27 protein-coding genes are annotated in these 25933 nt (G+C 73.6%); 8 read left to right on the forward strand and 19 right to left on the reverse strand.

The genetic code is table 11. The annotated features are described in order from the left end of the window. The 5 genes from AC3X7Z_RS14120 to AC3X7Z_RS14140 form a co-directional block, all read right to left on the reverse strand. On the reverse strand, positions 1-540 hold the full coding sequence (locus AC3X7Z_RS14120) for a tripartite tricarboxylate transporter TctB family protein (protein ID WP_186339540.1): 540 nt from the start codon (positions 538-540) through the stop codon (positions 1-3). Beyond that, a complete protein-coding gene (locus AC3X7Z_RS14125) occupies positions 537-1514 on the reverse strand; it encodes a Bug family tripartite tricarboxylate transporter substrate binding protein (RefSeq protein ID WP_186339541.1) in 978 nt (325 codons plus the stop codon). The genes AC3X7Z_RS14120 and AC3X7Z_RS14125 overlap by 4 nt, the downstream gene beginning before the upstream one ends. A gap of 62 nt (positions 1515-1576) precedes the next feature. Continuing rightward, positions 1577-2041 (reverse strand): PaaI family thioesterase, encoded by a 465-nt coding sequence (locus AC3X7Z_RS14130; protein WP_186339542.1) that lies wholly within the window; start codon positions 2039-2041, stop codon positions 1577-1579. A 1-nt stretch (position 2042) separates the two neighbouring features. Beyond that, the gene (locus AC3X7Z_RS14135) at positions 2043-2825 is read right to left on the reverse strand and encodes an enoyl-CoA hydratase-related protein (RefSeq protein ID WP_186339543.1); all 783 of its coding nucleotides are present in this window, start codon (positions 2823-2825) and stop codon (positions 2043-2045) included. 2 nt (positions 2826-2827) lie between these two features. Beyond that, positions 2828-4093 carry a CaiB/BaiF CoA transferase family protein gene (locus AC3X7Z_RS14140; RefSeq protein ID WP_489976321.1) on the reverse strand — a complete coding sequence of 422 codons (1266 nt, stop codon included), beginning with the start codon at positions 4091-4093 and terminating at the stop codon, positions 2828-2830. Positions 4094-4179: 86 nt separating this feature from the next. On the opposite strand from AC3X7Z_RS14140, the gene AC3X7Z_RS14145 reads away from it, so the two are divergent. Next, the gene (locus tag AC3X7Z_RS14145) at positions 4180-5022 is read left to right on the forward strand and encodes an IclR family transcriptional regulator (RefSeq protein WP_489976322.1); all 843 of its coding nucleotides are present in this window, start codon (positions 4180-4182) and stop codon (positions 5020-5022) included. A gap of 13 nt (positions 5023-5035) precedes the next feature. On the opposite strand, the gene AC3X7Z_RS14150 is transcribed toward AC3X7Z_RS14145, so the two are convergent. The 4 genes from AC3X7Z_RS14150 to AC3X7Z_RS14165 all read right to left on the reverse strand — a co-directional run bounded on the left by AC3X7Z_RS14150 (position 5036) and on the right by AC3X7Z_RS14165 (position 7410). Continuing rightward, entirely contained in the window at positions 5036-5965 is a 930-nt protein-coding gene (locus AC3X7Z_RS14150; RefSeq protein ID WP_489976323.1) for a quinone oxidoreductase family protein, read from the reverse strand. Positions 5966-6013: 48 nt separating this feature from the next. Further along, complete coding sequence (locus AC3X7Z_RS14155) at positions 6014-7015, reverse strand: beta-ketoacyl-ACP synthase III (RefSeq protein ID WP_489976324.1); 1002 nt, start codon at positions 7013-7015, stop codon at positions 6014-6016. A 31-nt stretch (positions 7016-7046) separates the two neighbouring features. Then, a complete protein-coding gene (locus AC3X7Z_RS14160; RefSeq protein WP_260988502.1) occupies positions 7047-7181 on the reverse strand; it encodes a hypothetical protein in 135 nt (44 codons plus the stop codon). Positions 7182-7272: 91 nt separating this feature from the next. Next, positions 7273-7410 (reverse strand): hypothetical protein, encoded by a 138-nt coding sequence (locus tag AC3X7Z_RS14165; RefSeq protein ID WP_186339548.1) that lies wholly within the window; start codon positions 7408-7410, stop codon positions 7273-7275. 113 nt (positions 7411-7523) lie between these two features. On the opposite strand from AC3X7Z_RS14165, the gene AC3X7Z_RS14170 reads away from it, so the two are divergent. From AC3X7Z_RS14170 to AC3X7Z_RS14185, 4 genes are all read left to right on the forward strand, one after another. Further along, the gene (locus AC3X7Z_RS14170) at positions 7524-7808 is read left to right on the forward strand and encodes a hypothetical protein (protein WP_489976325.1); all 285 of its coding nucleotides are present in this window, start codon (positions 7524-7526) and stop codon (positions 7806-7808) included. Further along, entirely contained in the window at positions 7792-9279 is a 1488-nt protein-coding gene (locus AC3X7Z_RS14175) for a hypothetical protein (protein WP_186339550.1), read from the forward strand. Before AC3X7Z_RS14170 ends, AC3X7Z_RS14175 begins: the two co-directional genes overlap by 17 nt. Continuing rightward, a complete protein-coding gene (locus AC3X7Z_RS14180) occupies positions 9255-10286 on the forward strand; it encodes a hypothetical protein (RefSeq protein WP_489976326.1) in 1032 nt (343 codons plus the stop codon). Before AC3X7Z_RS14175 ends, AC3X7Z_RS14180 begins: the two co-directional genes overlap by 25 nt. 78 nt (positions 10287-10364) lie before the next feature. Next, entirely contained in the window at positions 10365-11537 is a 1173-nt protein-coding gene (locus AC3X7Z_RS14185; protein WP_186339552.1) for a nucleotide sugar dehydrogenase, read from the forward strand. Between the two features lie 90 nt (positions 11538-11627). Here the strand turns inward: AC3X7Z_RS14185 and AC3X7Z_RS14190 are convergent, their stop codons facing one another. From AC3X7Z_RS14190 to AC3X7Z_RS14230, 9 genes are all read right to left on the reverse strand, one after another. Further along, positions 11628-13235 carry a glycosyltransferase gene (locus AC3X7Z_RS14190; protein WP_489976327.1) on the reverse strand — a complete coding sequence of 536 codons (1608 nt, stop codon included), beginning with the start codon at positions 13233-13235 and terminating at the stop codon, positions 11628-11630. Between the two features lie 3 nt (positions 13236-13238). After that, a complete protein-coding gene (locus AC3X7Z_RS14195; protein WP_489976328.1) occupies positions 13239-15029 on the reverse strand; it encodes a glycosyltransferase in 1791 nt (596 codons plus the stop codon). Next, complete coding sequence (locus tag AC3X7Z_RS14200) at positions 15026-15964, reverse strand: hypothetical protein (protein WP_489976329.1); 939 nt, start codon at positions 15962-15964, stop codon at positions 15026-15028. The genes AC3X7Z_RS14195 and AC3X7Z_RS14200 overlap by 4 nt, the downstream gene beginning before the upstream one ends. After that, positions 15964-17049: a sulfotransferase family protein gene (locus AC3X7Z_RS14205; RefSeq protein WP_186339556.1), complete on the reverse strand. Its 1086-nt coding sequence runs from the start codon at positions 17047-17049 to the stop codon at positions 15964-15966. Before AC3X7Z_RS14205 ends, AC3X7Z_RS14200 begins: the two co-directional genes overlap by 1 nt. Positions 17050-17082: 33 nt before the next feature. Further along, on the reverse strand, positions 17083-17487 hold the full coding sequence (locus tag AC3X7Z_RS14210) for a hypothetical protein (RefSeq protein ID WP_489976330.1): 405 nt from the start codon (positions 17485-17487) through the stop codon (positions 17083-17085). Continuing rightward, positions 17487-18233, reverse strand: a complete 747-nt coding sequence (locus AC3X7Z_RS14215; protein WP_489976331.1) for a hypothetical protein — start codon at positions 18231-18233, stop codon at positions 17487-17489. The genes AC3X7Z_RS14210 and AC3X7Z_RS14215 overlap by 1 nt, the downstream gene beginning before the upstream one ends. Further along, complete coding sequence (locus tag AC3X7Z_RS14220) at positions 18230-19222, reverse strand: hypothetical protein (RefSeq protein ID WP_186339559.1); 993 nt, start codon at positions 19220-19222, stop codon at positions 18230-18232. Before AC3X7Z_RS14220 ends, AC3X7Z_RS14215 begins: the two co-directional genes overlap by 4 nt. 91 nt (positions 19223-19313) lie before the next feature. After that, positions 19314-19835 carry a hypothetical protein gene (locus tag AC3X7Z_RS14225; RefSeq protein ID WP_489976332.1) on the reverse strand — a complete coding sequence of 174 codons (522 nt, stop codon included), beginning with the start codon at positions 19833-19835 and terminating at the stop codon, positions 19314-19316. Between the two features lie 37 nt (positions 19836-19872). Continuing rightward, positions 19873-21222, reverse strand: a complete 1350-nt coding sequence (locus AC3X7Z_RS14230) for a GH1 family beta-glucosidase (protein ID WP_186339561.1) — start codon at positions 21220-21222, stop codon at positions 19873-19875. 18 nt (positions 21223-21240) lie between these two features. On the opposite strand from AC3X7Z_RS14230, the gene AC3X7Z_RS14235 reads away from it, so the two are divergent. Next, entirely contained in the window at positions 21241-21963 is a 723-nt protein-coding gene (locus tag AC3X7Z_RS14235; protein WP_489976333.1) for a pirin family protein, read from the forward strand. A gap of 103 nt (positions 21964-22066) precedes the next feature. On the opposite strand, the gene AC3X7Z_RS14240 is transcribed toward AC3X7Z_RS14235, so the two are convergent. After that, positions 22067-23650 (reverse strand): FAD-binding oxidoreductase, encoded by a 1584-nt coding sequence (locus AC3X7Z_RS14240; protein WP_489976334.1) that lies wholly within the window; start codon positions 23648-23650, stop codon positions 22067-22069. A 17-nt stretch (positions 23651-23667) separates the two neighbouring features. Here AC3X7Z_RS14240 and AC3X7Z_RS14245 point away from each other — a divergent pair, with 17 nt between their 5' ends. Both AC3X7Z_RS14245 and AC3X7Z_RS14250 read left to right on the forward strand, forming a co-directional pair. Next, positions 23668-24258, forward strand: coding sequence for a TetR/AcrR family transcriptional regulator (locus AC3X7Z_RS14245; RefSeq protein ID WP_489976335.1), 591 nt, complete (start codon positions 23668-23670; stop codon positions 24256-24258). Continuing rightward, positions 24258-25838 (forward strand): glycerol-3-phosphate dehydrogenase/oxidase, encoded by a 1581-nt coding sequence (locus AC3X7Z_RS14250; protein WP_489976336.1) that lies wholly within the window; start codon positions 24258-24260, stop codon positions 25836-25838. The genes AC3X7Z_RS14245 and AC3X7Z_RS14250 overlap by 1 nt, the downstream gene beginning before the upstream one ends. The last annotated feature ends 95 nt before the right edge of the window (positions 25839-25933 follow it).

Genomic DNA, 25933 nt, shown 5'->3' on the forward strand with positions numbered 1-25933 from the left:
TCAGAAGCGCGGCAGGATGCCCTCGGGCAGCCCGGCGTTCAGGAGGGTCTGGAGAAGGATGTACATCACGAGCGGCAGGCAGATGGCGACGACCGCGTTGGTCACGTGGTGCCCGCGGTTGAGCAGGCTCAACATGACGCCGAGGAAGAGCGCGCACGAGATGATGGTGCCGAGCCACAGCAGCGTGGCGACGAGGGCGGCGGCGGCGAGCACCATGATCGCGAGCAGTCGCGGGTGCTTGCCGAGGTCGGCGTCACCGACCTCGTCCTCGAGGGCCACCACCTCGTCGTCCTCCGGGGTGCGGATGGCGGTGACCAGGGCCCACAGCGTGATCAGCAGGCCACCGACGCCGACGATCCGCGGGAAGAACCCCGGACCGATCCGGCCGGCCTGGGTGCGCCAGTCGAGGCCGAAGGCCATCTCGGTGTAGACCGCGAGCACGACCAGCACGCCCGCCAGGAAGACGGTCTTGGGCCGGACCCACCCCGCGGCCCGGCCCTGGGGCCGGGCCGCGGGCGTGGCTGCGTCAGCGAGCGTCACAGCGCACCGAGGTCGGTGAGTCGCTCCTCGAACGCGGTCTGCGTGTCGTCGAGGTAGGTGGTGAAGTCCTCGCCCCAGCGCTCGTCCTCGAGCAGGTAGTTCTCGTCGAGGTACTCCTGCCACTCGGGGGTCTCGACGACCTCCTGCATCGTCTCGATCCACCAGTCCTGCGCCTCCTGCGGGGCCTCGGGGGGCAGGATCAGGCCGCGCGGCATCGACGGGATGTCGGAGATGTCGTTCTCCTCGCCGGTGGGCACGTCGGGCAGCGCCTCGAGGCGCTCGGGTCCGGTGAAGAGCAGCGGCGTCACCTGGCCGGCCTCGATCTGGCCCATGATCGAGCCGGGGTTGGAGATCATCGTGTCGATGGCACCGGAGAGCAGCGAGGTCTGCATCTGGCCCTCCTCGTTGTAGGGCACGTAGTCGATCTCGTAGCCCTCGGCGTCGGCGATCATCTGCTGGATGATGTAGTCGACGTTGACCGTGCCGATCCCGCCGACCACGACCTTGCCCTTCTCGGTGGCGTAGTCGACCCACTCCTCGTAGCTCTGGAAGTCGGCCTTGCCGGACGCGATGAGCAGCGCGTTGTCGGCGGCGAGCAGGCCCACCGGGGTGAAGTCGGTCGGCTCCCAGCCGGTGTCGGCCTGCAGGGGCGTGGTGATGAACGATCCCGAGGTCGTCGAGATGCCGTAGCCCTCGCCGGACTGGTTGAGCAGGTAGCCCCACCCGGTGGCGCCCGATCCGCCGTCGCGGTTCTCGACGCGGATGTTCTCGGGGTAGAGGTCCTGGCGCTGCAGGATGTCGACCATCGTGCGCGCCATGAGGTCGTTGCCGCCGCCCGGGCCGAACGCGATCGTCCAGTCCATGTCCTCCGACGGGTACGCCCCGCCCGACCCACCGTCCGAGTCGCCACCACAGGCGCTCAGGGTGAGCATCAGCGCCGCCGCTGAAGCGACTGCGATCCTCTTGTGCTTCATGGTTCCTCCTGGTTGCGGGGCACGGCGCTGCCGTGCCGGGTCGAGAGTGGTCGGTGCGTGGGTCACACCGCGTCGAGGCGGTGCCACGACCCGGTTCCGAGAGCGGTGAGTCGTCCCTGGTCGTCGGTCATCCGCGACTCGAGGTGCACGATGCGGCGACCCGAGCGGATCAGGCGGCCGGTGCAGGTGCCCGTCCCGGTGAGGGGACGGAAGAAGCGCATCTGCATCTCGATCGTCACCGCCGGTGACAGGAACTTCTTGCAGAGGTGGCCCATCGAGATGTCGAGGGCCGTGGTGATGACACCGCCGTGCACCGAGCCCTGCGGGTTGCACAGGTGAGGGCCGTACGGAAGGACGACGGTGCAGGTCTGCTCCGGCTCGTCATAGGAGATCTCGAGCTGCAGGAACCGGCTGAGGAAGAAGGAGCCGAACTCCCAGGCCGGATCGGACGCCGCCTCGCGCGCCAGGGCCGACACCTCGTCGGGGTCGACGCGCGGCACGGCGCGTCCGGTCGCTGTGGTCGTCATGTCAGGACCAGGTGAAGCTGGGCGGACGCTTGGCCATGAACGCCCGGACGCCCTCGGCGAAGTCCTCGGTGTCGAAGGAGGAGTTGCGCAGGTCGAGGGTGGCCTCGTCGTCGCGGACCTGCCCGGCCACGACCTTGTCGGCCATCACCTTCCCGGCTCGGACGCTGAACTGGGCCCGGCTGCACACCGTCTCGGCGAAGCCGTAGGTCAGCTCCTCGAGGTCCTCGGTGTCGACCACCTCGTCGAAGAGGCCGAGCTCGTAGGCGCGGGCCGCGGGCACCTGCAGGCCGCTGAAGAGGATCCACTTGGTGCGCGCGGGGCCGACGAGGTCGACCATCCGCTTGGTCGACTCGAGGCTGTAGACCAGACCGAGCTTGGCCGGGGTCACGGCGAACTTCGCCGCCCGGTCGGCGAACCGGATGTCGCAGGCCAGGGCGAGGCCGGCGCCGCCGCCGATGCAGTAGCCGTGGATCATCGCGATCGAGGGCTTGGTGAGCCCCTCGATCGCGTGCTCGGCCGCGGCGACCTTCACGTTGTAGGCCTTCGCCTTCACCGCGTCGCTGCGCTCGGCCTCGAACTCGGTGATGTCGGCGCCGGAGGCGAAGGACCGGGTGCCGGCGCCGCGCATCACGATCACCTTGACGCTCGGGTCGGCGTCGAGGTCGCGGACGACGTCGGGCAGGTCGCGGTACATCGCGACGTTGATCGCGTTGTGGCTCTCGGGACGGTTCAGGACGACGGTCGCGATCGCGTCGCGACGCTCCACCAGGATGTGGTCGGACATGCTCAGGCTTCTCCCTCGAGTCGGTCGTGCAGGTCGGGTCGGGCGTCGAAGACGACCTCGTCGGCGAACAGGGCGGCGATCGAGTCCTCGCTCTCGCCGATCTCGCGCAGCAGGTCGGCGGTGTGCTGGCCCAGCCACGGCGCGGGTCCGCGCACGGAGTAGTCCATCGCGGAGAACTTGGTCGGCGGGGCGATCGTCCGCATCTCGCCGATGACCGGGTGGTGGAGCTCGGCGATCATGCCGCGGGCCTGGACGTGCGGGTCGTCGAGGGTCTCGTCGAAGGTGAGCACCGGGCCGCAGGGGACGCCGACGGCGTCGATGGCCTTGATCCACTCGTCGGTGGTGCGCGTGATCGTGATCGCCTCGATCTCGGCCTCGAGCTCGTCGATGTGGGCCATCCGGTCGGGCAGCGTGAGGAAGCGCGGGTCGTTCTCCCACTCGGGGCGGTCGAGGGCGCCGAGGAGCCTCAGCCACAGCCGATCGTTGGCGGCACCGATGGTCACGTAGCCGTCGCTGGTGCGGTAGGCCTGGTAGGGAGTGGACCGGCGGTGCCGGGTGCCCGTCGGCTGCGGCACCTCGCCGGCGCCGAAGTAGGCGCCGGACTCCCACACGGCCCAGGCGAGCCCCGCGTCGACGAGCGAGATGTCCATGTACTGGCCCTGACCGGTGGTCATCCGCTGCATCTGGGCGGCCAGGATCGAGTAGATCGCCGTGGCGCCGGCGGCGATGTCGTTGACCGCGATGCCGACCTTGGCGGGTCGCCCGCCCGGCTCACCGGTCATCCGGAGGAAGCCGACCATGCCCTGCGCCATGATGTCGAAGCCGGGGCGCTCGCGGTAGGGACCGGTCTGGCCGAACCCGCTGATGGAGCAGTAGAGGATGTCGTCGCGGACGGCCTTCACGCCGTCGTAGCCGATGCCGAGCCGGTCGGCGACCCCCGGTCGGAAGTTCTCGATCACCAGGTCGGCCGTCTCGGCCATCGCGAGGAACAGCTCCCGGCCCTTGTCGGTCTTGAGGTCCAGCGACACCGACCGCTTGCTGCGGTTGGGCATCGCGAACGGGTAGCTCTCGCCGTCGACCTTCGGCGCCATGCGCCGCGAGTCGTCACCGGTGTGCGGCTGCTCCACCTTGATCACGTCGGCGCCCAGCTCGGCCAGCACCATCGTGCAGTAGGGGCCGGAGAGGAAGCGGGTCAGGTCGAGGACCCGGAAGCCCTCGAGTGGACGCCGTGAGGAGTTTTCCCGTATCGTGGGATTGCTTGCCGTCATGTGGGAACTGTGGCACACGCCACATGGGTCGTCAAGGGAAACGCCGGACTCCGGCACACTGACTCCGTGGACCGAGGGACGACACCATGACCGAGCGCCCGACCGAGCGCCCGACCGAGCGCAGCAGCGTCCAGTCGATCGACCGAGCCGTCGCGATCCTGCGGTGCTTCGACGCCCACCACGCCGCCCTCGGGATCACCGACATCGCCCGGCTGACCGGTCTGTCGACCAGCACCGCCCACCGGCTGCTCGGCTCGATGACCGTCAACCGGCTCCTCAAGCAGGGCCCCGACAAGCGCTACCGGCCGGGTCCGCTGCTGGTGCAGCTCGGGCGCTCGGGCGCCGTCCCGTCCGGCCTGCGCGAGGCGGCCCGCCCTTACATGGTGGCCCTGCGCGACGAGGTCGACGAGACCGTCGGCCTGCACGAGCTGCTCGCGACGTACGAGCGCACGGTGGTCGACCAGGTCGAGTCACGCCAGGAGCTGCGGCGTCACTACACCGACCTCGGGGTCCCCATCGCGCTGACCCACGGAGCGCCCGGCAAGGCGATGCTGTGCATGCTGCCGTGGGCGCGGCAGCAGGCGGCCCTCGCACGCGGCATCGAGCCGGTGACCGACAAGACGGTGACCGACCCGGTGGAGCTCGCAGCCGAGCTCGCGGTCGCCCGCGGACGCGGCTGGGCGGGGTCCGACGCCGAGCGCACCCCGGGCATCCGCGCCGTCGCCGCGCCCGTCTTCGACCACACCGGCTCGGTGGTCGGCGCACTCGGCCTCTCCGTGCCGACGGTCCGGATGGACGGCGCGCGCACCGGCCAGCTCGGAGCGCGGGCCGCCCAGGTCGCCTGGGAGGTCTCGGAGGCGCTCGGCGCGACCCGGGAGCTGGTCGACCAACGGCGGCTCCTCGCCGAGGGGCCGGGCCCCGGCGCCTGAGCCGTCTCGACGCTCACGGCTCGAGCGCGAGCTTCCCGCCCGGGTGCCCGGCCATCAGCAGCTCGGCTGCCTCGAGCGCGTCGGCGAGCGGAAAGGTGCGCGCGACGGGGACGACGAGCCCACCGGCGCCGGCGAGGTCGACGAGGTCGGCGCGCACCGAGGCGCGGAAGGCCTTGCTGGCCGGCAGCGCGCCGGCGATGGCGATGATGCCTTCCTGCTTCGCGCGACCGGGTGCGGCGATGGAGACGACGCGACGACGGTCGGCGACCAGCGCGAGCGAGGTGTCGATCGCCTCGTCGGTGCCGACGCAGTCGAGCGCGGCGGCGATCCCGTCGGGCGCGGCGTCGCGCACCCGCTGCTCGAGGCCGTCGCCGTAGCCCACGGGCACCCCGCCGAAGCCGGCGACGACGTCGTGGCGCGCCGGGCTGGCCGTGCCGATCACACGGGCGCCGAGGCGCGCCGCCTGCTGCAGCACGCTCACGCCGACCGCCCCGGAGGCACCGTGCACCAGGATCGTCTCGCCCGCGGCCACGCCGGTGACGTGGAGCATCTCGGCGGCCGTCGTGCCCGCGAGCAGGAGGTTGGCCGCCTCGGGGAACGACAGCGCTGCGGGCTTGGCGAACACGTCCTGTGCCGGGACCGTGACCTCGCTCGCCCAGCCACCGCTGATCCGGAAGGCGAGCACCTCGTCGCCCACCGCCACAGGTCCCGTGGCGATGTCGGTGTCGGGCCCGACGGCGCTGACCACCCCGGCGACCTCGTAGCCGACGGCCCGGGGGAAGTCGCCCGACCCGCTGGCGACGTGCTTGGTGTCGGCCGGGTTCATCCCGGCCGCGCGGACCGCGATCGTGACCTCACCGCGCGGGGGCGCGGGCACGTCGTAGGCCTCGAAGGAGAAGACGTCGAGCCCGCCGGGGCGGGTGGCGATCCAGTGGTGAGCCATGGACGCGAACCTAGCCCGCCGGTCGCCCCCGTGCGGGACGGGGCCGGCTCACCCGCCGAGCGGCGGGAGGGTCACGACCTGTCCGGCATAGCTGAGCCCGGCGCCGAACGCGATGAGCAGCGCGGTGTCGCCGGCCGCGGCCTCGTCCCGGCGCAGCATCGCCTCCATGGCCAGCGGCACCGACGCGGCCGAGGTGTTGCCGGAGTCGACGACGTCGGTGGCGATCGCGACGTGCTCGGGCAGCCGGATGTTCTTGGCGAGGGTCTGGGTGATCCGCAGGTTGGCCTGGTGCGGGATGAAGGCGTCGAGCTCCTCGACCGGGATGCCGGCCAGGTCGAGCGCCTCGTGGGCGACCTTCGCCATCGCGAACGGCGCCCAGCGGAAGACCGCGGTGCCCTCCATCTGCACCACCGGGTGCTCGCGGTCGGAGTGTCCGCCGAGGCAGCTGGGCGTCTGGGTGATGACGTGCGCCTGCGAGCCGTCGGAACCCCAGGCGGTCGGGCCGATCCCCGCCGTCTCCGACGGACCCACCACGACCGCGCCCGCGCCGTCGGCGAAGATGAACGCGGTGCCCCGGTCGGCGGGGTCCATGAAGCGGCTCAGCTGCTCCACCCCGATCACCAGCACGTGGCTCTCCGCGCCGGCGCGCACCATCGACGCGGCCAGGTTGAGCGCGTGGCAGAAGCCCGCGCACCCGGCGGAGATGTCGAACGCGGCGGCCGTGATGCCGAGCGCGCTGGCGACCTGCGGCGCGGAGGCGGGGGTGTGCTCGGGGTGCGTCGACGTGGCGACGATGACGCAGCCGACCTGGTCGGCGGCGATCCCGGCCGCGGCCAGCGCCTTCTCCGCCGCCGAGATCGACATGCCGATGAGCGTCTCGTCGGCGCCGGCGAAGCGGCGGGTCCGGATGCCGGAGCGGGTCTGGATCCACTCGTCGGAGGAGTCGAGGACCTCGCAGATCTCGTCGTTGGTCACCAGCCGCTGGGGCCGGTGCACGCCGAGGCCGAGCATCGCGGCGTGGGTGAGGGCGGTGGGCTGCTGGATCGTCATGCCGCGAGCATAGGCAGCCGGGGGTGCGGCGCTACTGCTCCCCGTCGGGGCGGGTCTCGGGGATGGGCGAGTCGGGCACCTCCCCCGGGTCGATCGGGTTGACGGAGGGGTCGCCGGACGGCACGACCTCGGGGTCGGCGTCGGGCTCGACGGGTGTGGTGGTCATGCACCAGTCCTACGCCCACCGGGCGGGCGTGGCAACCGGCCCGGCCCGGCCTGCGCCCGGGACAGGCCTGCGCGGCCGCGGCCCGGCGGGCTCAGGACCGCTTGCCGCCGCGGCGTTCCTGGACCTTCTGCACGGCCGAGCGGATCTTGGCCTGGTTGTGGGGCTTGCGCGCCTCGTCGTAGACCTTCTTCGCGATGCCGAGCGTCGCGAGCTTCTTCGCCATTCCCATGCCTCCACCCTGCCAGCCCCGGCCAAGCCGTCGCCGCCGACGCCGACTGCACAGCCGCCGACCGCCTTGTTTGATCGCCACCGGGAGGGGAATCCTCCTGACAGGGAGGCACCATGACCATCGAGCTCGACCCCGCGGCGGTCCGCGCCGGATGGCACTACGGCGACAACGCACGCGCCGAGGTCCAGGACGGCCTCGACCACACGGGCGAGGCCGCCGGTCACGCCCTCGGAGACCTGGCCGACGCCCTGGCCGACGCGGCCGGCGACATGCAAGGCGTGCTGCGCGTCGTGCGAGGCGTGATCGACGAGCACCGCACCGGCACCGAGCAGTGCATCGCCGACTTCGAGGCGACCGACGGCAGCTCGGCGGGAGAGTTCCATGGGCTTGCTCGATGACACCGTCTCCCGGCTGAGGGGCGTCCTGGCGGTCGTCGAGGACATCGACCTCTGGCCGCCGTGGGACGCCGCCCAGACGATCGTCGACGCCGTAGCGACGGCCGTGGAGATCGCCACCGACCCGCCCGCCCCCGACCCCCGCGACCTGACGGCCGCGGCGGCCGCGTGGCGGCGCATCGCCGGCGTCGTCGAGCGCGGGTGCGGCGAGCTCGACACCTGCCGCGAGCGCATCGACGCGACCGTGTGGCGCGGCACGTCGGGCGACGCCTTCCGCACCTCGATGCGGCGCCTGGGCACGCGTACGGCGACCGTCCCTCCCGCCGCGACCGGCGTCGTGACCGCGCTCGAGACCCTCGCCGACGCGATGGCCGACGCGCGCGAGCGGCACGCCCGGGCCGACGACATGCTGCGCAACAACCTCGAGCTCTCGTGGGGCGACCTGATGCCGTGGGAGCTCGTCGACCACCTCCGCGGCGTGGTCGCGGGGGTCGTCCACGCCGTGCGGGAGGCGATCGGCTCCTACGCCGACGCCCGCGACGCCGTGCGGGTGGCTCGCGCCGCGATCCGCCGGGCGATGGACGAGATCGACCTGCCCGACTCGCTGCCCCGGGGCATCAGCGCGGTGTCGCTGGTCAACGCCTGGGAGGACGAGGAGGGGCCGCTGTCGGGCTCCGCCCTGGCCGCCTACGACGAGGCGTTCGACCAGCTGACCCCCGCGCAGCAGCAGGCGGTGCGCGACGCCCTCGCCGGCGCCCGCAGCGACCAGGAGCGCGCGTGGATCCTCGCCGGGGTCGCCTCGGGGCTGACCGGCGCCGCCCTGGCCAACTACCTCGCCAAGCTCCACACGATGAGCCCCGCCCAGCTCGACGGCCTCGACCCGCCGACCGACGGCTCCTACTCCCAGCCCGACCAGACGACCTGCGGCTCCTCGAGCCTGGTGATGTCGCGGATGCTCAACGACCCGGCCTACGCGCTGTGGATCGAGACCGGCTACGACGCGGCGACCGGTGTCACCGACCCGCGCACCCCCGAGCAGCGCTTCGCCGACGAGTCGCTCGCGATGCACGAGCGCACCAACGCCGTCCGCGACCGTGACGGCGAGCTCCAGTTCCCGTGGCCGGAGGCCGCCGGCACCCAGCCATGGGCGCTCGCCAACGAGATGTCCGCGCAGGACGGCAGCGGCGCGCCGGGGCGCGACTACGAGGTGCAGACGGTGGCCCCGGGCGACCGCGGCGCGACCTACGACCACATCGCCGACTCGGTCGAGGACGGCCACCACGTGCCCCTCTACGTCGGCGACACCACCCGGCCCGGCCACGTCGTCCTCGTCACCGGCGGCGACGGCGACTCGCTGAGGATCTACGACCCCGCGACGGGACGCGAGCAGACGGTCTCGCGCGACGACTTCACCAGGGGCGACCTCGGTGTCTCCGGGTGGGACGAGCCGTGGTTCGCCGTCACGCCGTCCTGAGCGCCGTCGCCGTCGTGACGGCGGCGGTGCTCGCCGGCTGCTCCGACGACGCGGGCATCGTCTCCGACGCCAGTGACGTCGACGCGGCGGTCGCGGTGTGGTCCGACCCGTGGGTCGCGCCCACCTCCGCGACAATGGCCGGCCCGGCGCTCGGCAGCAGGGGTCAGGTCGACCGGGTCGTCGCACAGCGCACGACGCCCTACGCCGCCGGCGTCGAGCGCGCCGCCCGGGCCGAGCTGCGGGTCGCCCGGTCCGCGGGCTGGGCGCCCACGTCGAGCACGTGCGACGACGCCGTCCGGGTCGCGCTCGTGGCGCCGACGCAGGACGCCGTGGCCCAGCTGGTCGTGGCGCCCGACGGCGACGGCGCGAGCGCCGCGGTGCAGGTCGTCGGCCGGCACCACCTCGACACCGCGTGGGCGGTGCCCGACCCGGTCGAGCGCACGTGCCTCGACGCCGAGTCGCCCCCGTTCGAGGCGCCGCCCCTGGCCTCGGCCCCGATCGGCGACGCGGGCGCGACCGACGCCGACGCGGCGTGGGAGGCCGACGACCCCGACGGGGTCGACGCATTGCTCGAGCAGGCCGCCGCCGACCCCGGGCTCGCCGACCTCGGGCTGCGGGTGGCGTCGGTGAGCCTGGAGGAGGGCGTCAACCGGCGCCGCGCACCCGCCGCCGAGACCACGGCCGACGTGACGACGCTCGCCGAGCTGGCGGGGCGGCTTCCCGGGTGGCGGCTCACCTACGCCGCCTGCGGCGGGGGTGGAGCCACCCTCGCGACGTTCGTCCGCGAGCTCGACGCCGGGCCCGCCGTGCTCACCGCCCGGCTCGGCGCCGGCGGCACGGACCTGCGGGTGACGCTCCCGGTCACCGGGGGGCCCGACCCGACCCGCGTCGTGGAGCTCCCCGAGCTCGACGACCCGGCCTGCACGGGCGACACCACGCTACGGCCCCGCCACGCTCGGGGCGTGCCCGCGGTCCTGCCGTCCGACCTGACCCCGATCGCCGGATGACCCGGCCCCGCTACCCATGACGGGCGATCGCGCCCTCGTCGTCACGCTCCCGTCGCCGGCGTGCGGCAGACTGCTCGCGTGACCACGAAGATCTCCGTCGCGGGCCTCGGCTACGTCGGCCTGTCCATGGCCGTGCTGCTCGCCCGGCACAACACCGTCGTCGGCCTCGACCTCGACGCCTCGCGCGTCGAGCGGCTGCGCCGGGGCGAGAGCCCGATCCACGACGACGACATCTCCCGCTTCCTGGCCGAGGAGGACCTCGACGTCACCTTCACCACCGACGCCGAGGAGGCCCACACCGGCGCCGACTTCGTGGTCATCGCGACGCCCACCAACTACGACCCGGTGACCAACTACTTCGACACCACCTCGATCGAGGCCGTCATGCGCGACGTGCACCGCATCGCGCCCGGTGCCACTATGGTCGTGAAGTCCACCGTGCCGGTGGGCTACATCGAGGACGTACGCACCCGGCTGGGCATCGCCGACGTCATCTTCTCCCCCGAGTTCCTGCGCGAGGGGCGAGCCCTGCACGACAACCTCCACCCCGCGCGCATCGTCGTGGGCGAGGACTCCGCGCGGGCGCGCGCGTTCGCCGAGCTGCTGGTCAAGGGCGCCGACGCCGACGACGTGCCGGTCCTGTTCACCGAGCCCACCGAGGCCGAGGCGATCAAGCTCTTCGCCAACACCTACCTCGCGATGCGGGTGGCCTACTTCAACGAGCTCGACTCCTTCGCGCTCTCGCACGGGCTCGACAGCCGGCAGATCATCGACGGGGTGGGCCTCGACCCGCGGATCGGCACCCACTACAACAACCCGTCGTTCGGCTACGGCGGCTACTGCCTGCCCAAGGACACCAAGCAGCTGCTGGCCAACTACTCCGACGTGCCGCAGACGCTGATCTCGGCCATCGTCGAGGCCAACACCACCCGCAAGGACTTCATCGCCTTCGACATCCTCGACCGCGCGCCCCGCGTCGTGGGCATCCACCGGCTCATCATGAAGGCGGGCTCCGACAACTTCCGCGAGTCGTCGGTGCAGGGGATCATGAAGCGGCTCAAGGCCAAGGGCGTCGAGGTGATCGTCTACGAGCCCGAGCTCGGCGTCGACTCGTGGTTCGGCTCGGAGGTCACCAGCGACCTCGCCGGCTTCAAGGAGCGCGTCGACCTCATCGTCGCCAACCGGATGGTCGAGGAGCTGCGCGACGTGGCCGACCGGGTCTACACCCGCGACCTGTTCGGCGGCGACTGACGGTTCATCACGGTATGCAGACCAACCGGCGCCTCCCTCGACGAGCTCACCGTGGGAAGTGCGGGTTCACCGACATACCGTGATGAACCATCAGCGGCGGCGGCCGAAGATGCCCCGGCGGTGGTGGTCGGCCTCGGCGTCCGGCGTCTCGCCCGGCGCCGGCTCGGCCGGCCGGCCCGGGCCGTCCTGCCCGGCCGCAGCGGAGGCGTCCGCGGCGCGGCGCAGCGCCTTGCGCAGCCGGTGCTCCGACTTGTCGGGGTCCATCGGCGGGCGCGCGCCGAGCACGAAGCGCTCGACCACGCGGTCGGCGACCGGCACCCAGCCCACCGACGTGGCGGGATAGGTCTTCACGCCGAACGACTCGTCGAGCAGCGCCTCGGCGTCGTCGCCCTCGTCGACCAGGCGCGCCACCCGCGCCAGCGCCGACGTGCGCTCCAGGCGCGCGGCCGCGCCGGTGTCGTACGCCAGCACGCGGGCGCCGTGGTGGGTGCGCTCGAGGTCGTCGAGCAGGGCCGACAGCGTCGCCGGCAGCGGGGCGTGCGAGACGTCGGGCAGGGTCAGCACGAACTCGGCGTCGGAGCCGGTGGGCCGCTGCTCGACCAGCCGCACCCGCGGCTCGTGGAGGTAGGAGCGGTGCACCAGCCGGGTCTCGAGCACCGGGTCCTCGACGGGCTGCACGCGCTCGTCGTGGACCGATCCCCACGGCCCGACGAGGGTGATGCGCAGGTCGGGCACGTCGCCGTCGAGCAGCGAGTCGACGAGGTGGATCGTCTCGTCGGCGGGCCCGGCCTCGAGGACGACCTCGAGGTAGGGCACCTGGTAGGCGCGGCCGCGCCGGTTGCGCTTGGGGCGCATCGTCGGGACGAGGTCGGCGAGGTAGGGGTCGTTGAAGCGGTTGACCTGCTCGGCCCGGCGGAGCACCTGCGAGCGGCCGAGGTGCCAGCTGCGCGCCTGGCGGTCGACCACGAAGACGCCGCCCGCCTGGGCGAGCGAGTGACCGAGGTGCATGTCCTCGCCGAGGCGCAGCGTGCGGTCGAAGCCGGCCGAGTCGAGGTAGAGCGCCTTGCTGACCGAGCCGGTCATGCCGATGTGGTAGCGCTGGGCACGCGGGCCGGCGGTGCGCAGGTCGTCGGTCTTGGCCCAGTAGTCCTCGACCCACTGGTGCGGCTCGTGCTCCTGGCCGGGGAACAGCTCGCCCGCCCCGCCGGCCGCGACCCGGTCGCGCACGACGGCGGGGTCGAGGTCGAAGAGGGAGGCGGGGTCGACGAAGAGCTTGTGCCCGCCCGGCACGGCGTAGTCGACGAGGTGGTGCCAGCGGGCGTGCGCCTCGACCTCCTCGCGGTGCGCGAGCATGTCGGCGTCGTACCAGTGCAGGACGTCGCCCTCGGCGGCGAGCGCACCGAGGTGGCAGGCGTTGGCGCGGCCCCAGCCCTCCTCGACGCGGATCAGCCGGGTGCGCTCGGGGCGCACCTCGGGCAGCTCCTGCGGCGGCGAGCTCTGGTCGTCGACGACGAGCACCTCGAGCAGGTGGTCGGGGTAGGACTGCGCGGCCAGCGCCGCGAGGACGTAGGGCAGGGTGCGCTGGTAGTTGAAGGTCGGGACGACGACGCTCACCGACAGCGTCGGCTCCCAGTCGCCGAGGGTGGCGGGCGTGAGCGAGCCCCAGTCGTTGTGCCGCACCACCGGCTGCCGCGCCATGTCCTAGCTCCCCCCGTCGGGACGGTCGACCGGGTCGACCTCCAGCGCCCGGCTCGGCTGGAAGCCCGGCCACTCGGACGCCACGATGTCAGGCCGGCGGAACTCCTCGTCGTCGCGCTGCCAGGTGTGTCCGGCGCCGGTGCGGCGCAGGACGTAGCCGAGGCCGTGCGTGCGGTAGATCCGCCCGCCCGCCGCCTCGACGCCCGCGAGCAGCTGGGCGTCGACGTAGCGGCGCACCCGGCGGAAGTCGCCGAGGGAGTGGAGCAGGCCGCGGTCGAGGAGCAGGGTGCCGCCCGCGACGAAGCGGGCGAAGATCTCCGAGGGGTGGTTGCGCCGCACCGTGAGGTCGCCGCGCTGGTCGGTGGCGTGGAGGTAGACGAACTCCGACGGCATCCCGACCACGTCGGCGCCGGAGAAGCGCCGCGCCATGAGCAGGTCGTGCACCGCGTCGGGTGAGTACCAGTCGTCGTCGTCGATCTTGAGCAGCACCTCGCTCGACGCGGCGCGCGCCGCGGCGGTGAGGACGTCGCCGAAGAACTCCGCCTGGTCGAACGCGAGCACCTGGTGCGGGCGGTCGCCGAGCACGCGCCGCACCACCTCGCGGTCGGGCTCGAAGCCGTGGGCGGCCAGCACCAGCTCGACGTCGGCGCCGCGCTGCCGGGCGACCTGGCGCAGCGCGAACTCGAGCATCTCGGGGCGCCGGGTGGCCAGCAGCGCGCTGACCGGCTGCAGCCCGACATGGCGTACGCCGGCCCGCGAGGCCAGCGCCGAGCGCCAGGCCAGCGTGGAGTGGTGGTCGAAGGCGGCGCGGCGCACGGCGAGGCTGTGCTCCTCGCGCCGCAGCGCGTCGTCGAGGTCGACCTCCGCGTCGAGGGCCTCGGCCAGCGGCGGTGCCACGTCGACCACGCCCGAGGTCACGAGCGGCACGCCCGAGATCGCGAGCGCGAGCAGGTCGGCGGTGGGGGTGTCGGCGGGCAGGCGCACGCCCTGGAACGCCCGCGCGGCCGCCACGACTCCCTCGGTCACCGGTCCGCGGCCGATCCGGGCCAGGTCGACGACGGGGTGGTCCCAGTCCTTGCGGAAGCCGATCGGGTTGAAGACCCGCTCGTCGACCGGCTCGGGCCCGGGGTCGGTGACGACCGTCGGGGCGCGGTCGATCACGTGGTGCGCCGCGACGCCCTGCTGGGAGGTGGTGCCACGCCGGGCGACCACCACGTCGGGCGGCACGTCGCGCTCGGCGGCGCCGGCGTCCGCCACGTCGGGGAGCAGCACCGCGCGGGCGTCGAGCCCGGGCGCCGCCGGTCGGCCGGCATAGGCCACGACGAGGCCGCCGTGCGTGGCGTCGCCCGGCCCGGCGGCCTGGCGGGCCATCTCCATCACGACGAGCTGGGCGCGGGCTCCGGCGGCGAACCGGACGACCGTCAGCACGCCGCGGTCACCGGCCTCGCGCGCGGCCAGGTGCACCATCCGCGGCCACTCCGGGCGCGGCATCAGCACCCACGGCGTGGGGGCGTCGGTGAGCCAGCAGGCGACGGCCTTGCACTGCCCGAGCGCCGGCACGGCGCTGGCCATCCGGCGCAACCGGGCCCGGTCGGCGGCGACGACGAGCACCGAGCCCCAGCCCTTGCGCGGCCCGGTGAGCGAGGACAGCGCGACGATCGTGGGCTCGATGCCGGGCACGTCCTCGATGCCCTGCAGGGCGTCGAGAGCCAGGCTGTCGGAGTCGTCGACCACGACCAGCGTCGGGCCCGGGAGCCGGAGGTCGTGGAGGGGGTGCTGGGCAGGGAGGTTCACGGTCGCACGCGCTCCTTGAGCGAGGCGGGCAGCGAGTGCTGCACGAGCGGTCGGGGCTGACGCCACAGCCAGTCACGGCTGACGTGGTCGATGATGTGCACGCCCGGCGGTGCGGTCACCTTGACCAGCCCGCCGAGCGCCTCGGGGTCTCCGTGGCGGATCGCCTCGTCGACCTCGAACTCCCGCAGCTTGCGGTAGAGCCGGGTGTTGGTGAAGTCGACGCCGTCGCGGCGCCAGTGGGCGTACTCGTCGGCGTCGAGCCACCTGACCTCGACGACCAGGCCCTGCTGCAGCACGATCCGCTCGATGCCCGGCGGCTGCTCGCGCAGCTCCCAGTCGAAGGCCTTCACGAAGGTGGTGTCGGGCCCCGTCGGGTAGACCCACGGCTCGAGGAAGCGCAACGACAGGTCGAGCCAGCCGGTCGACTCGTCGACGACGGTCAGCGGGTGGCGCGGGATCGCGACGATCGCGCGGGTCGCCTCGAGCTGCCACGCGAGGTCGCGCAGGATGCCCGATCCCTCGGGGGTGAGCACCATGTCGCCGTCCCACTTCATCGAGTAGGCCGTGCGGACGTGCGAGAAGCACCAGTTGTAGAAGTGGGTGAGCGAGTGGACGCTGGTGGCGGGCGTCGCGAGGTGCTCGCCGCCGGCGCGCGACACCCGGTGGGGGTAGTCGAGCACGGTGAGCCGGTCGGACGCGCCGCACCGCTCGGCCACCTCGCGGGCGACGTCGGCGGTGCCGTCGTCGGAGGCGTTGTCGACCAGCAGCACGTGCTGCACCGCGTCGAAGACCGGAGGCAGCACCCACGGCAGGTTGCGCGCCTCGTTGCGCACCCGGAACACGCACGTCAGGCCCGGGGCCAACGGCTCGCCGGACGTCCACGGCCACGTGACGTCGTACGCCGGGTCGCCCTCGAGGGAGGCGATGTCGGGCATCAGCGCGTCCCCGGCCCCTGCGGGCGCTCGCGGCCGATCGCCTTGCGCAGCCGCTCGCGGGCCGCGGGGGGCACCATCGCGCGCACGGCGTGGGGCACCCGGTCGACGGCGCTGCGCGCGGGCTGCCCGCCCGCCTCGCGCCGCGCCTCCGCGGCGGCCGCGCGCCGCTGGGCGACGACGGTCGAGTGGGCGAACGCCTCCGCCTCGGCGTACTGCTCGGCGTAGGCGATGCGCAGCTGGTCGCACCACTCCTGATGGGCGGGAGTGTCGTCGGAGGCGATCGCGTCGAGCGCCTGCCACGTCTCGTCGGCCAGCTCGCGCAGCCGGTCGGGCACGGGGATGTCGTCCCAGGTCATCGTCACCCGGCGCAGCGAGGGGTCGATGAAGCGGTGCACCTCGGCGATGTCGACGGCCATCGCCGTCTTGACCCCGGCGAGGTCGAAGGCCTCACCGAGGGCGAACACGGGCTGCGTCCAGTCGTCGAGCAGGTCGGCGTAGTGGACGAACGCGCGCTGCCGGCCGCGGGTGGCGCGCTCGGTGTGGAGCATCATGTTGACCCACGCCGCGGTGCGGGTGATCGCGCCCTGGTCGGCTCCGGCGCCACCGCGCCCGGTCCCCATCGAGCCGTAGTAGGTCTGCTTGGAGCCGACGACCTCCGTCACCGGCCGCAGCATCGTCACGTAGGACGACGTGGCGCCACACCGGTCGGCGGCCGCGCGCCACAGGCCGAGGAACCAGGCGGCGCGGGGGTCCTTGATGACGAGCTCGTCGCCGACGGCCAGCTGCTCCTCCAGCCAGGCCGCGACCCGGGCCCGGGTGGCGTGGTCGCCGCTGGTGGTGCCGGTGTCGAGCCAGGCCCGCGGGCGGGCGTCGGAGACCTGCACGTTGCTGCGCGCGAGGAGCTCGGTGTGGAGGTCGACGACCCAGCGCGGCTCGCCGAAGCCCTTGGGGTTGGTCGCGTCGGCGACCACCTCGGGCTGCGGAACGTGCAGGCCGAGCGTGCGCAAGGTGCCGGCCATCGTGCTCGTGCCGCTGCGGCCCGAGCCGACGACGAACACGACGCGGCGGCGGGTGGGCTCGGTCATGTTGCGGAGCCTATCGGTGGCCTCCGGCACCGATCAGGCCTCGGGGGTGGCCCGCCCCTGCTGGGCCTTCGCGGCCGCGTCGGCCTCCTGGAACGCCTCGTCGTGCTCGAGCTCCTCGCGCAGCGCGCTGAGGCTCGTGCCGAGGTGCACCCGGGCGGCCTCGGCGGACGGGTCGTCGTCGACGCCGGAGGCGATGTCGCGCCACGACGTCTCGCCCGCGTCGACCCGGCGCTGCAGGCGCTCCTGGTCGGGGCCGAGCTCGCCGCGGCGGGCCTGCGCCTGCAGGTCCTGGATGCGGCGGGCCGACTCGGCGCGGAACTTGTCGCGCTCGGCGCCGAGGTGGGCGGCGAGCTGGCGCAGCGACGCGGTCGCCTCGCGCGCCTGCCGGCGGGAGTCCTGGAGGGCGGCCTGCAGGCCGGGGTCGTCGGAGAGGGCCATCAGAATCCTCGCGTCGCGGAGTCGTCGGTGCGGTTGCCCGCGGCGGCGTGCTGGGCGGTGCTGATCGAGGACAGCACGGCGTTGGCGCCGCCGAGGCCGGCGTTGACGTAGCGCAGCACCTTGAGCAGCGCCTGCGCCGCCTGGGTGAGCTTCTCGATCGCGCGCAGCCCGTCGTGGATCAGCTCGACGATGCGACGCGCCTTGCCGGGCGCCGAGACGCCGGCCTTGAGCCAGCCGATCGGTCCGGCGAGGCCGGAGATGATGAGCTCCTGGATCACGCCGTCGATGAAGTCGATCGCGATCACCAGCACGTCGAGGGTGGCCTTGCCGACCTCGATGACGTGGCCGAGCTGCTCGGCGATGTAGCCCGAGGCCTCCTGCTGGTCGGCGTGCATCTCACCGACGTCGGCCATCCGCGAGCGGGCCGAGCTGCCGGCCGGGCCCTGCCACACGGCGGGGAGCTGCTGGCCCAGGGAGGTGTAGTTCTGGCCGACCGCGCCGCAGGCGTTGCCGACGTTGCCCCAGGCGAGCTGCATCGACGACACGGCGTTGAAGTCGCCGGCGACCGGCTTGAACAGCGCCTCGAGCAGGCTCCAGCCGGTGATCTTGTCGACGATGCCGTCGATCGGCGGGATGATCAGGCCGCACTCGCCCTTCTTGTCCTCGATGTACTGCCCCTGGGTGCCCGGCGGGGTGCCGCCGGAGACCGCGGAGACGGGGTTGACGTGCTCGGTGATCGTCGTCATCGGCCGGCCCACTCCTGTGCGCTGTCGTCCTCGTGCTGGGACTGGTAGTCGTCGTATCGGTCGAGGTCGTCGGCGTTGTCACCGATCTCGCCGACGGTGTCGACGAGGTCGTTGACGTTGTCGACGACCTTCTTGCCCTCGTCGTAGACGTCGGTGTAGGTCGAGACCGTCTCGCCGATGTCGCGGCGCCGGTCGTGGTCGGCGGAGTCGCGCGAGCGGGAGTCGGCGTAGGCGTCGTTGGCGCGCTCGCGGGCGTCCTGGGGGCTGGCGCCCTCGGCGATCGCCCGGTCGTACTCACGGTGGTAGGCGCCCTCGGCGGTGCGGTTGATCCGGTCGTGGTTGATCGTGTCGGCGCGGCCGTCGATGCCGTCGGTCTTGGCGTAGGCCAGCGCCTCGGCGTCGGAGTAGCCGAGCGAGCGGTAGTACTTGTACTCGTCGGTGCGGCGCTCGATCGCGTCGGAGACGTGGTCCCCGGCGGCCTTCGTGGGGTCCATCCACGGCGGCACGTCGCCCACGTCGTTGCCGGGCTTGACCTTGTCGCCCACCGCGGAGGCGCCGTCGGAGATGCCGGGGTGCTTGTCCTCGAGGTCGGGGATCGTGCGGCCGTCCTGCGGGGCGTCGGACAGGGGGCCGCCCGGGGTGTCGTTGCCGCTGCCGGCGGGGGCGTAGGGCGGGAAGCTCGACGGGTCGGGCGCGAGCGCGCGGAAGCGGTCGTAGGTCGCCTCGTCGGTCTCGAGGTAGTCGTCGCGCGAGTCGAGGAACGCGTCGCGCACCTTGTCGGCCACCGCGCGGGAGTCGCGCAGCCCGTCGTGGGCCGTGGCCACCGCCGACTCGTAGCTGCCCTGGAAGAGGTTGAGCACCCCGGAGAAGGCGCCGAAGTTGCTGCACGAGGAGGAGATGTAGTCGTCGATCGTGCTGATGTGGTCGTGCTGCTTGGACGCGAGTCGCGACGCCGCGGTCAGCGCGTCGGGGTCCACCTGGAAGCTCACGGTCGGGGTCCTTCGTCGAGTGGCGCGGTCGGGGTCGGTGCCGGCACCCCTCCTACCCGGAGCGGTCGCCGTCAAAACGCGGGAGGTCGTGTCAGGCAGGGCTCTCGCGCCGCTTCGCGCGCGACCGCACGCGGAACCAGCCGACGACCATCGCGAGCAGCGCGACCAGTCCGAGGGCCCACCCGAGCGTCGAGCCCCAGGCCCGCTCGGCCGTCGTACGCCACTCCCCGCCCTGCTGGTAGACGGTGATCTCGTCGCCCTTCCCCACGTCGCCGAGGCGGCGCAGCTCGTAGAGCGCGGAGGCCTGCTCACCGTCGGGCAGCTCGAAGACGACCGAGGTGTACTCCGTCGACCTCTGTCCGGCGCGGCTCGGGCCGAGATCCTCGAAGCCGAGGACCGTCGCCTGCTGCGTCTGCACGCCGGACGGCGGCTGGCGGCTGTCCCAGAAGTCGTAGAGCCGCCACCCGACCACGACCACCATCACGAGCAGCAGGACCAGCGCGACCCAGGTCATGCCGTGGTTGTCGCGCGCCGCGCCGCCCGAGAAGCCGCCCCCCTCCGCACCGGGGCGGTCGGGGACGGGACGCTCGGGGACGGGACGCTCGTCGGCCATGGCGCGCAGTCAACCACCCGGCGACCAGCCAGCCGCGTCAGAGGTGCTGCGGTTGCGCGGCGATCAGTGCGGCGTACCAGTGGAACGACTTCTTGCGGGTGCGCTCGAGGGTGTCGTAGTCGACGTGCACGAGGCCGAAGCGCTGGTGGTGGCCCTCGGCCCACTCGAAGTTGTCGAGCAGCGACCAGCAGTAGTAGCCGCGCACGTCGACGCCACGCTGGACGGCCTCGGCGACGGCGTTGACGTGGGCGCGGTGGTAGTCGATGCGCGCCTGGTCGTCGACGACGCCGTCCTCGTCGGGGTCGCCTCCGTAGGCGCAGCCGGACTCGGTGATGACGATCGGCGGGAGCGCCGCACGGAACCGGGCGCGGAACATCACCAGCCACTCGCGCAGGGCGTCCGGGACGATCGGCCACCCGAGGTCGGTGGTCGGGTAGCCGACGACCTCGCGGACGGCGAAGGGGATGTCGGAGTCCTCGTCGGCCGCCGCGACCTTGAGCGGCTGGTAGTAGTTGACGCCGTAGAAGTCGAGCGGCTGGCGGATCGTGGCGAGGTCGCCGTCGGCCATCACGCCCTCGAAGAGGGGCATCAGGTCGGCGGGATATCGCCCGAGGAGCATCGGCTCGAGGAACGCGCCGTTCCACAGGGCGTCGAAGATCTTGCTCATCCCGACGTCGGCGTCGTCGTCGCTCGCGGGCCAGATGGGCGAGTGGTTGTTGGCGCAGCCGACCGACGTCGCGCCCGCCCGGCGCAGCTCGATGGCGGCGCGGCCGTGGGCCAGCAGCAGGTGGTGGGAGGCGGGCAGGCCGTCGAAGCGCAGCGTCTTGCCCGGAGCGTGCGTGCCGAGGCCGTAGCCGAGGATCGAGGCGACGTTGGGCTCGTTGACGGGGATCCAGTGCGCGACGCGGTCGGCGAGCCGCTCGCCCACGATCGCGGCGTACTCGGCGAAGCGCTCGACGGTGTCGCGGTTGAGCCAGCCGCCGTCGTCCTCGAGCGCCTGCGGCAGGTCCCAGTGGTAGAGCGTGACCATCGGCTCCTGGCCGTTGGCGAGCAGCGTGTCGACGAGCCGGTCGTAGAACGCGAGGCCCTTCTCGTTGGGCGCACCGCGCCCGGTCGGCTGGATCCGCGGCCAGGCGATCGAGAAGCGGTAGCCGCCCGTGCCGAGCTCCTTCATCAGCGCGACGTCCTCGTCGACGCGGTGGTAGTGGTCGCAGGCGACCGCTCCGGTGGTGCCGTCGGCGACCCGACCCGGCTCCGCGGCGAAGGTGTCCCAGATGCTCGGTCCCCGGCCGTCCTCGGCCACCGCACCCTCGATCTGGTAGCTCGCCGTGCTCGTGCCGAAGCGGAAACCGGGCGGGAGCAGGGGGAGGTCGTGCGGGGAAGCCACACCGGCGAAGATATCGCCATGGGCATCGCCGTGTACGCGGGTTCGCGGAGGTCGACCGAGACCGACGCGGGCCGGGTCACGCGCCACTCCTTCTCCTTCGGCCCCCACTACGACCCGGCCAACCTCGGCTTCGGGCCGCTGGTGTGCCACAACGACGACCTGCTCGACCCCTCTGCCGCGGGGGCCGCGGGGGCCGCGGGGGTCGCGGGGGTCGCGGGCTACCCCGAGCACCCGCACACCGACCTCGAGATCGTCACCTGGGTGCTCGAGGGCGCGCTCGTGCACACCGACTCCTCCGGTGCCAGCCACGTCGTGGAGGCCGGGCGGGCCCAGGTGCTGTCCGCCGGCACCGGCGTGCGCCACAGCGAGGTCGCCGACCGGCACTCGGGGCGCTGCCGGTTCGTCCAGGCCTGGCTCACCCCGTCGACCCCCGGCACCACTCCGTCGTACGTCCTCGGCGAGGCGCCGCAGCCCTCGTCCGGACTGGTGGAGGTCGCCGGCGGCGACGGCCTGCCGGTCGGCACCGCCGGCGCCCGGCTGCTCGTCGCGCGCCTGGCCGCCGGCGAGTCGGTGGCCCTGCCCGACGACCCGCGCCAGCACGTCTTCGCGGCGACGGGCGCTGCCACGCTCGACGGTCTCGACCTGCGCTCCGGTGACGCCGTACGCCTCACCGACGAGCCCGGCCGCGTCCTGAGCGCGGCCGAGGCGACCGAGCTGCTGGTCTGGTCCTTCCCCGGGTAGGTGCTCGCCCGGGCTAGTCTCGTCCGGGTAGTCAGGGACGGTCTGGTCGGTTTTCGACCCGCCCACCAACCGGTGTGTCCCTCACTACCCCCCGCCGGTGGGGTTACGGGATGAGGACGCCCGGGTTGAGGACCCCGCGGGGGTCGAGCTCGGCCTTGACCGCGCGGAGCACCCGCACCCCGACCTCGCCGATCTCCGCGGCGAGCCACGGCCGGTGGTCGGTGCCGATGGCATGGTGGTGGCTGATCGTGGCGCCGGCGGCGACGATCGCGTCGCTGGCCGCGGCCTTGGCGGCCTGCCACTGCGTGAGCGGGTCGTCGCCCTGGCGGGCGGCCACGGTGAAGTAGAGCGAGCAGCCGGTCTCGTAGACGTGCGACACGTGGCACAGCACGAGCGTGCCCTCCCCGAGCGACGAGGTGAGGGCCGTCGAGACGTCGGCGTGCAGCCGCGCGCGGTCCGACCAGAAGCAGGCCGTCTCGAGCGTCTCGACGAGGACGCCGTGGTCGAGCAGCGCGTCGCGGAGGTAGGGCCCGTCGAAGCGCCCGTGCGCCCACCTCTCCCCCGGCTCGGTGCCGAGCGGCGTCCCACCGAGGTCGGTCAGCGCCGCGGTGACGGCCGCGCGCCTGGCCTCCACCAACGCCTCGGTGCCCTCGTAGCCGGTCACCATCAGGCAGCCGGGGTCGTCGGTGGCGCCGATGGCGGACGGGTCGGCCAGGTTGATCGCCGTCTCGGCCTCGTCGGAGAGCCGCAGCACCGTCGGCAGCAGCCCGGACTGCGCCAGGACGCGCATGGCGTCGGAGCCGGCGCCGAACGACGGCCAGCGCCAGCCCTCGTACGCCGTCACGGCGGGCGCGCGCCGCACCCGGAGCGTCACCGACGTGATGACGCCGAACGCGCCCTCCGAGCCGAGCAGCAGCTGGCGCAGGTCGGGGCCGGCGGCGCTGGCGGGCGCCGCGCCGAGGTCGAGCGAGCCGGTGGGCGTGGCGGCCGTGAGCCCGACGACCATCGCGTCGAAGCGGCCGTAGCCGGCGCTCGACTGGCCGCTGGAGCGGGTCGCGGCGAAGCCGCCGATCGAGGCGTGGCGGAACGACTGGGGATAGTGCCCGAGGGTCAGGCCCCGCTCGGCGAGGAGCGCCTCGGCCTCCGGTCCGCGCAGCCCGGGCTCGAGGGTCGCGGTCATGGAGACCTCGTCGACGGCGAGGAGGCGCCTCATCCGGCCCAGGTCGAGGCTGATGACGCCGGCGAAGCCGTCGCGACGGGCCGCCAGGCCTCCGGTCACGCAGGTGCCGCCACCGAAGGGCACCACCGCGACCCGGTGCTCGTCGGCCCACCGCAGCACGGCCTCGACCTCGGCGTGCCCGTCGGGCCGCACGACCGCGTCGGGCGCGTCGGCGAGGTCGCCGGCCCGGGCCCGCAGCAGGTCGGGGGTCGACTTGCCGCGCGTACGCACCGTGCGGGTGGCGTCGTCGACCAGCACGTGCTCGGCGCCGACGACGCGGCGAAGGTCGTCGAGCAGGGCCGCGTCGAGCGCACACGCCGGGGGTCGAGCCCCGCTCACCGGACGGCGGTCCTGCAGGCCGAAGGCCAGCTCGACCAGGCCGAGCGCCGAGTCGGGCAGGACGGTGGCCGAGGCCGGGTCGCCCCAGCGCTGGGGGTGCATCTCGGGGACGGGCGAGGCGGGAGACATGCGTTACAGTGTGACAGATGTCGTCACTTCGTCACACCGCGGACCCACGCCTCGACGGCTACCTCGACGTGGCCCGAGAGTGCATCCTCGACCTGGGCTGGCGGCGTACGACGCTCACCGAGGTCGCCCGGCGCGCGGACGTCTCCCGCATGACCATCTACCGCGCCTGGCCCGACATGGGCGCGCTGCTCGGCGACCTGATGACCCGCGAGTGGGTCGGCATCGCCGCCGCCATCAGCCGCGCGGCCGCCGACACCACGACCCCCGCCGGGATCGCCGAGGCGGCGCTCGCCACCGTGCGGGCGCTGCGCGACAACGGGCTCTTCGTCAGGATCGTCGAGCTCGACCCCGACCTGATGCTGCCCTACCTCCTCCACCGCCGCGGCCGCTCGCAGGAGGCGCTGGTGGAGATCCTCGCCGCCGAGATCGAGAGCGGCCAGGCCTCCGGCGCGATCCGTCAGGGCGATGCCGTGCCGATGGCACGGGCGCTGACGCTGGGCGCGCACGGGTTCGTCTTCTCCGCCCTCACCATGACCGACGACCGCGTCTCGCTGGCCGACCTCGACGCGGAGTACGTCCGCGCCGTCACCCGCGCGCTGGAGCCGTGATGTCCCCGGCCCGCCGGATCGTCCCCGGCCTCGACGCCATCCCCGCGGAGGTCGACGTCGTCGTCGTCGGGCTGGGCATCACCGGTGCGGGCGTCGCCCTCGACGCCGTCACCCGAGGGCTGTCGGTGCTCGCCGTCGACGCCCACGACGTCGCGTTCGGGACGTCGCGGTGGTCGTCCAAGCTGGTCCACGGCGGGCTGCGCTACCTCGCCCAGGGCCAGCTCGCCATCGCGCGGGAGAGCGCCGTCGAGCGCGGGATCCTGATGCACCGCACGGCTCCCCACCTCGTCCGGGCGCTGCCGATGCTGACCCCGCTCGACGACGCGATGCCGCGCCGCCGAGCAGCCCTCACGTGGGCGGGCCTGCGGGCCGGCGACGCGCTCCGGCGCTCCGCCGGCACCACCACCCGCACCCTCCCCCGGCCGCGCCGGCTCAACGCGACCGAGGCCCTCGCCCTCGCGCCCACGCTGCGTCGCGAGGGCCTCCGCGGCGGCCTGCTCGCCTGGGACGGCCAGCTCGAGGACGACGCGCGGCTGGTGGTCACCGTCGCGCGCACGGCGGCGTCGTACGGCGCCCACGTGCGCACCCGGGCTCGCGTCACGTCCGCGACCGGCACCGCCGTGACGCTGCGCGACGAGCTGACCGGCACGACGTACGACGTCCGCGCGCGCGCCGTCGTCAACGCCACGGGCGTCTGGGCCGGCGACCTCGACGAGCGGGTGCGGCTGCGCCCGAGCCGGGGCACCCACCTCGTCCTGCGCGGGTCGGCGCTGCCCCGCACCCGGGTGGCGGTGATGGTGCCGATCCCCGGCACGAGCGCGCGCTTCGCGATGGTGCTCCCGCAGCCGGACGGCACGATCTACGTCGGCCTCACCGACGAGCCCGCGCCCGGGCCGGTGCCCGACGTGCCCGTGCCGAGCGAGGGCGAGATCGACTTCCTGCTGGCGTTGGTGGCGCCCACCTTCACCGTCCCGCCGACGCGGGCCGACGTCGTCGGCGCCTTCGCCGGCCTTCGACCGTTGCTCGAGGTCGCCGGCACCGATGCCACGGCCGACCTGTCGCGCCGCCACGCCATCCTCACCGCGCCCACCGGCGTGACGACGGTCGTGGGCGGCAAGCTCACCACCTACCGGCGGATGGCGCAGGACACCCTCGACGCGCTCGTCGCCGCCGGTCGGCTCGAGGCCGGCTCGTGCCGCACGGCGTCGCTCCCCCTGCTCGGCGCCGCCGCCCCCGACGACCTGCGTCGGACGACGGCGCCCGCCCGGCTCGTCCGACGCTTCGGCACCGACGCCGAGCTCGTGCTCGCCGTCGCCCGCGAGGTGACCGGCCTGGCCGACGACGAGCTGCTCGCGCCGGTGTCCGACGACGTCCACGTGACCCTCGCCGAGCTGGTCTTCGCGATCACCCACGAGGGCGCGCACGACGTCGACGACCTGCTCGGGCGGCGTACCCGCGTCGGCCTCGTCGCCGAGGACCGGGCAGCGGCCGAGCCGCTGGCCCGTCGGGCGCTGCAGCTGGTCTCCGCCTCGTCGCGCCCGGTCTCGAGGGGGGTCTCGACGGGGCGTTCGCGGCCCTGATCCGGGGCGTGATCTTCGCGACAGCAAAATCCGCGGGCCACTTCGGGGGAACCTCGGACAGGACGTGGAGCGGGTGGGAAGGTTCTCCACGGCGC

It is taken from the genome of Nocardioides sp. Z24_21 (assembly GCF_058134345.1).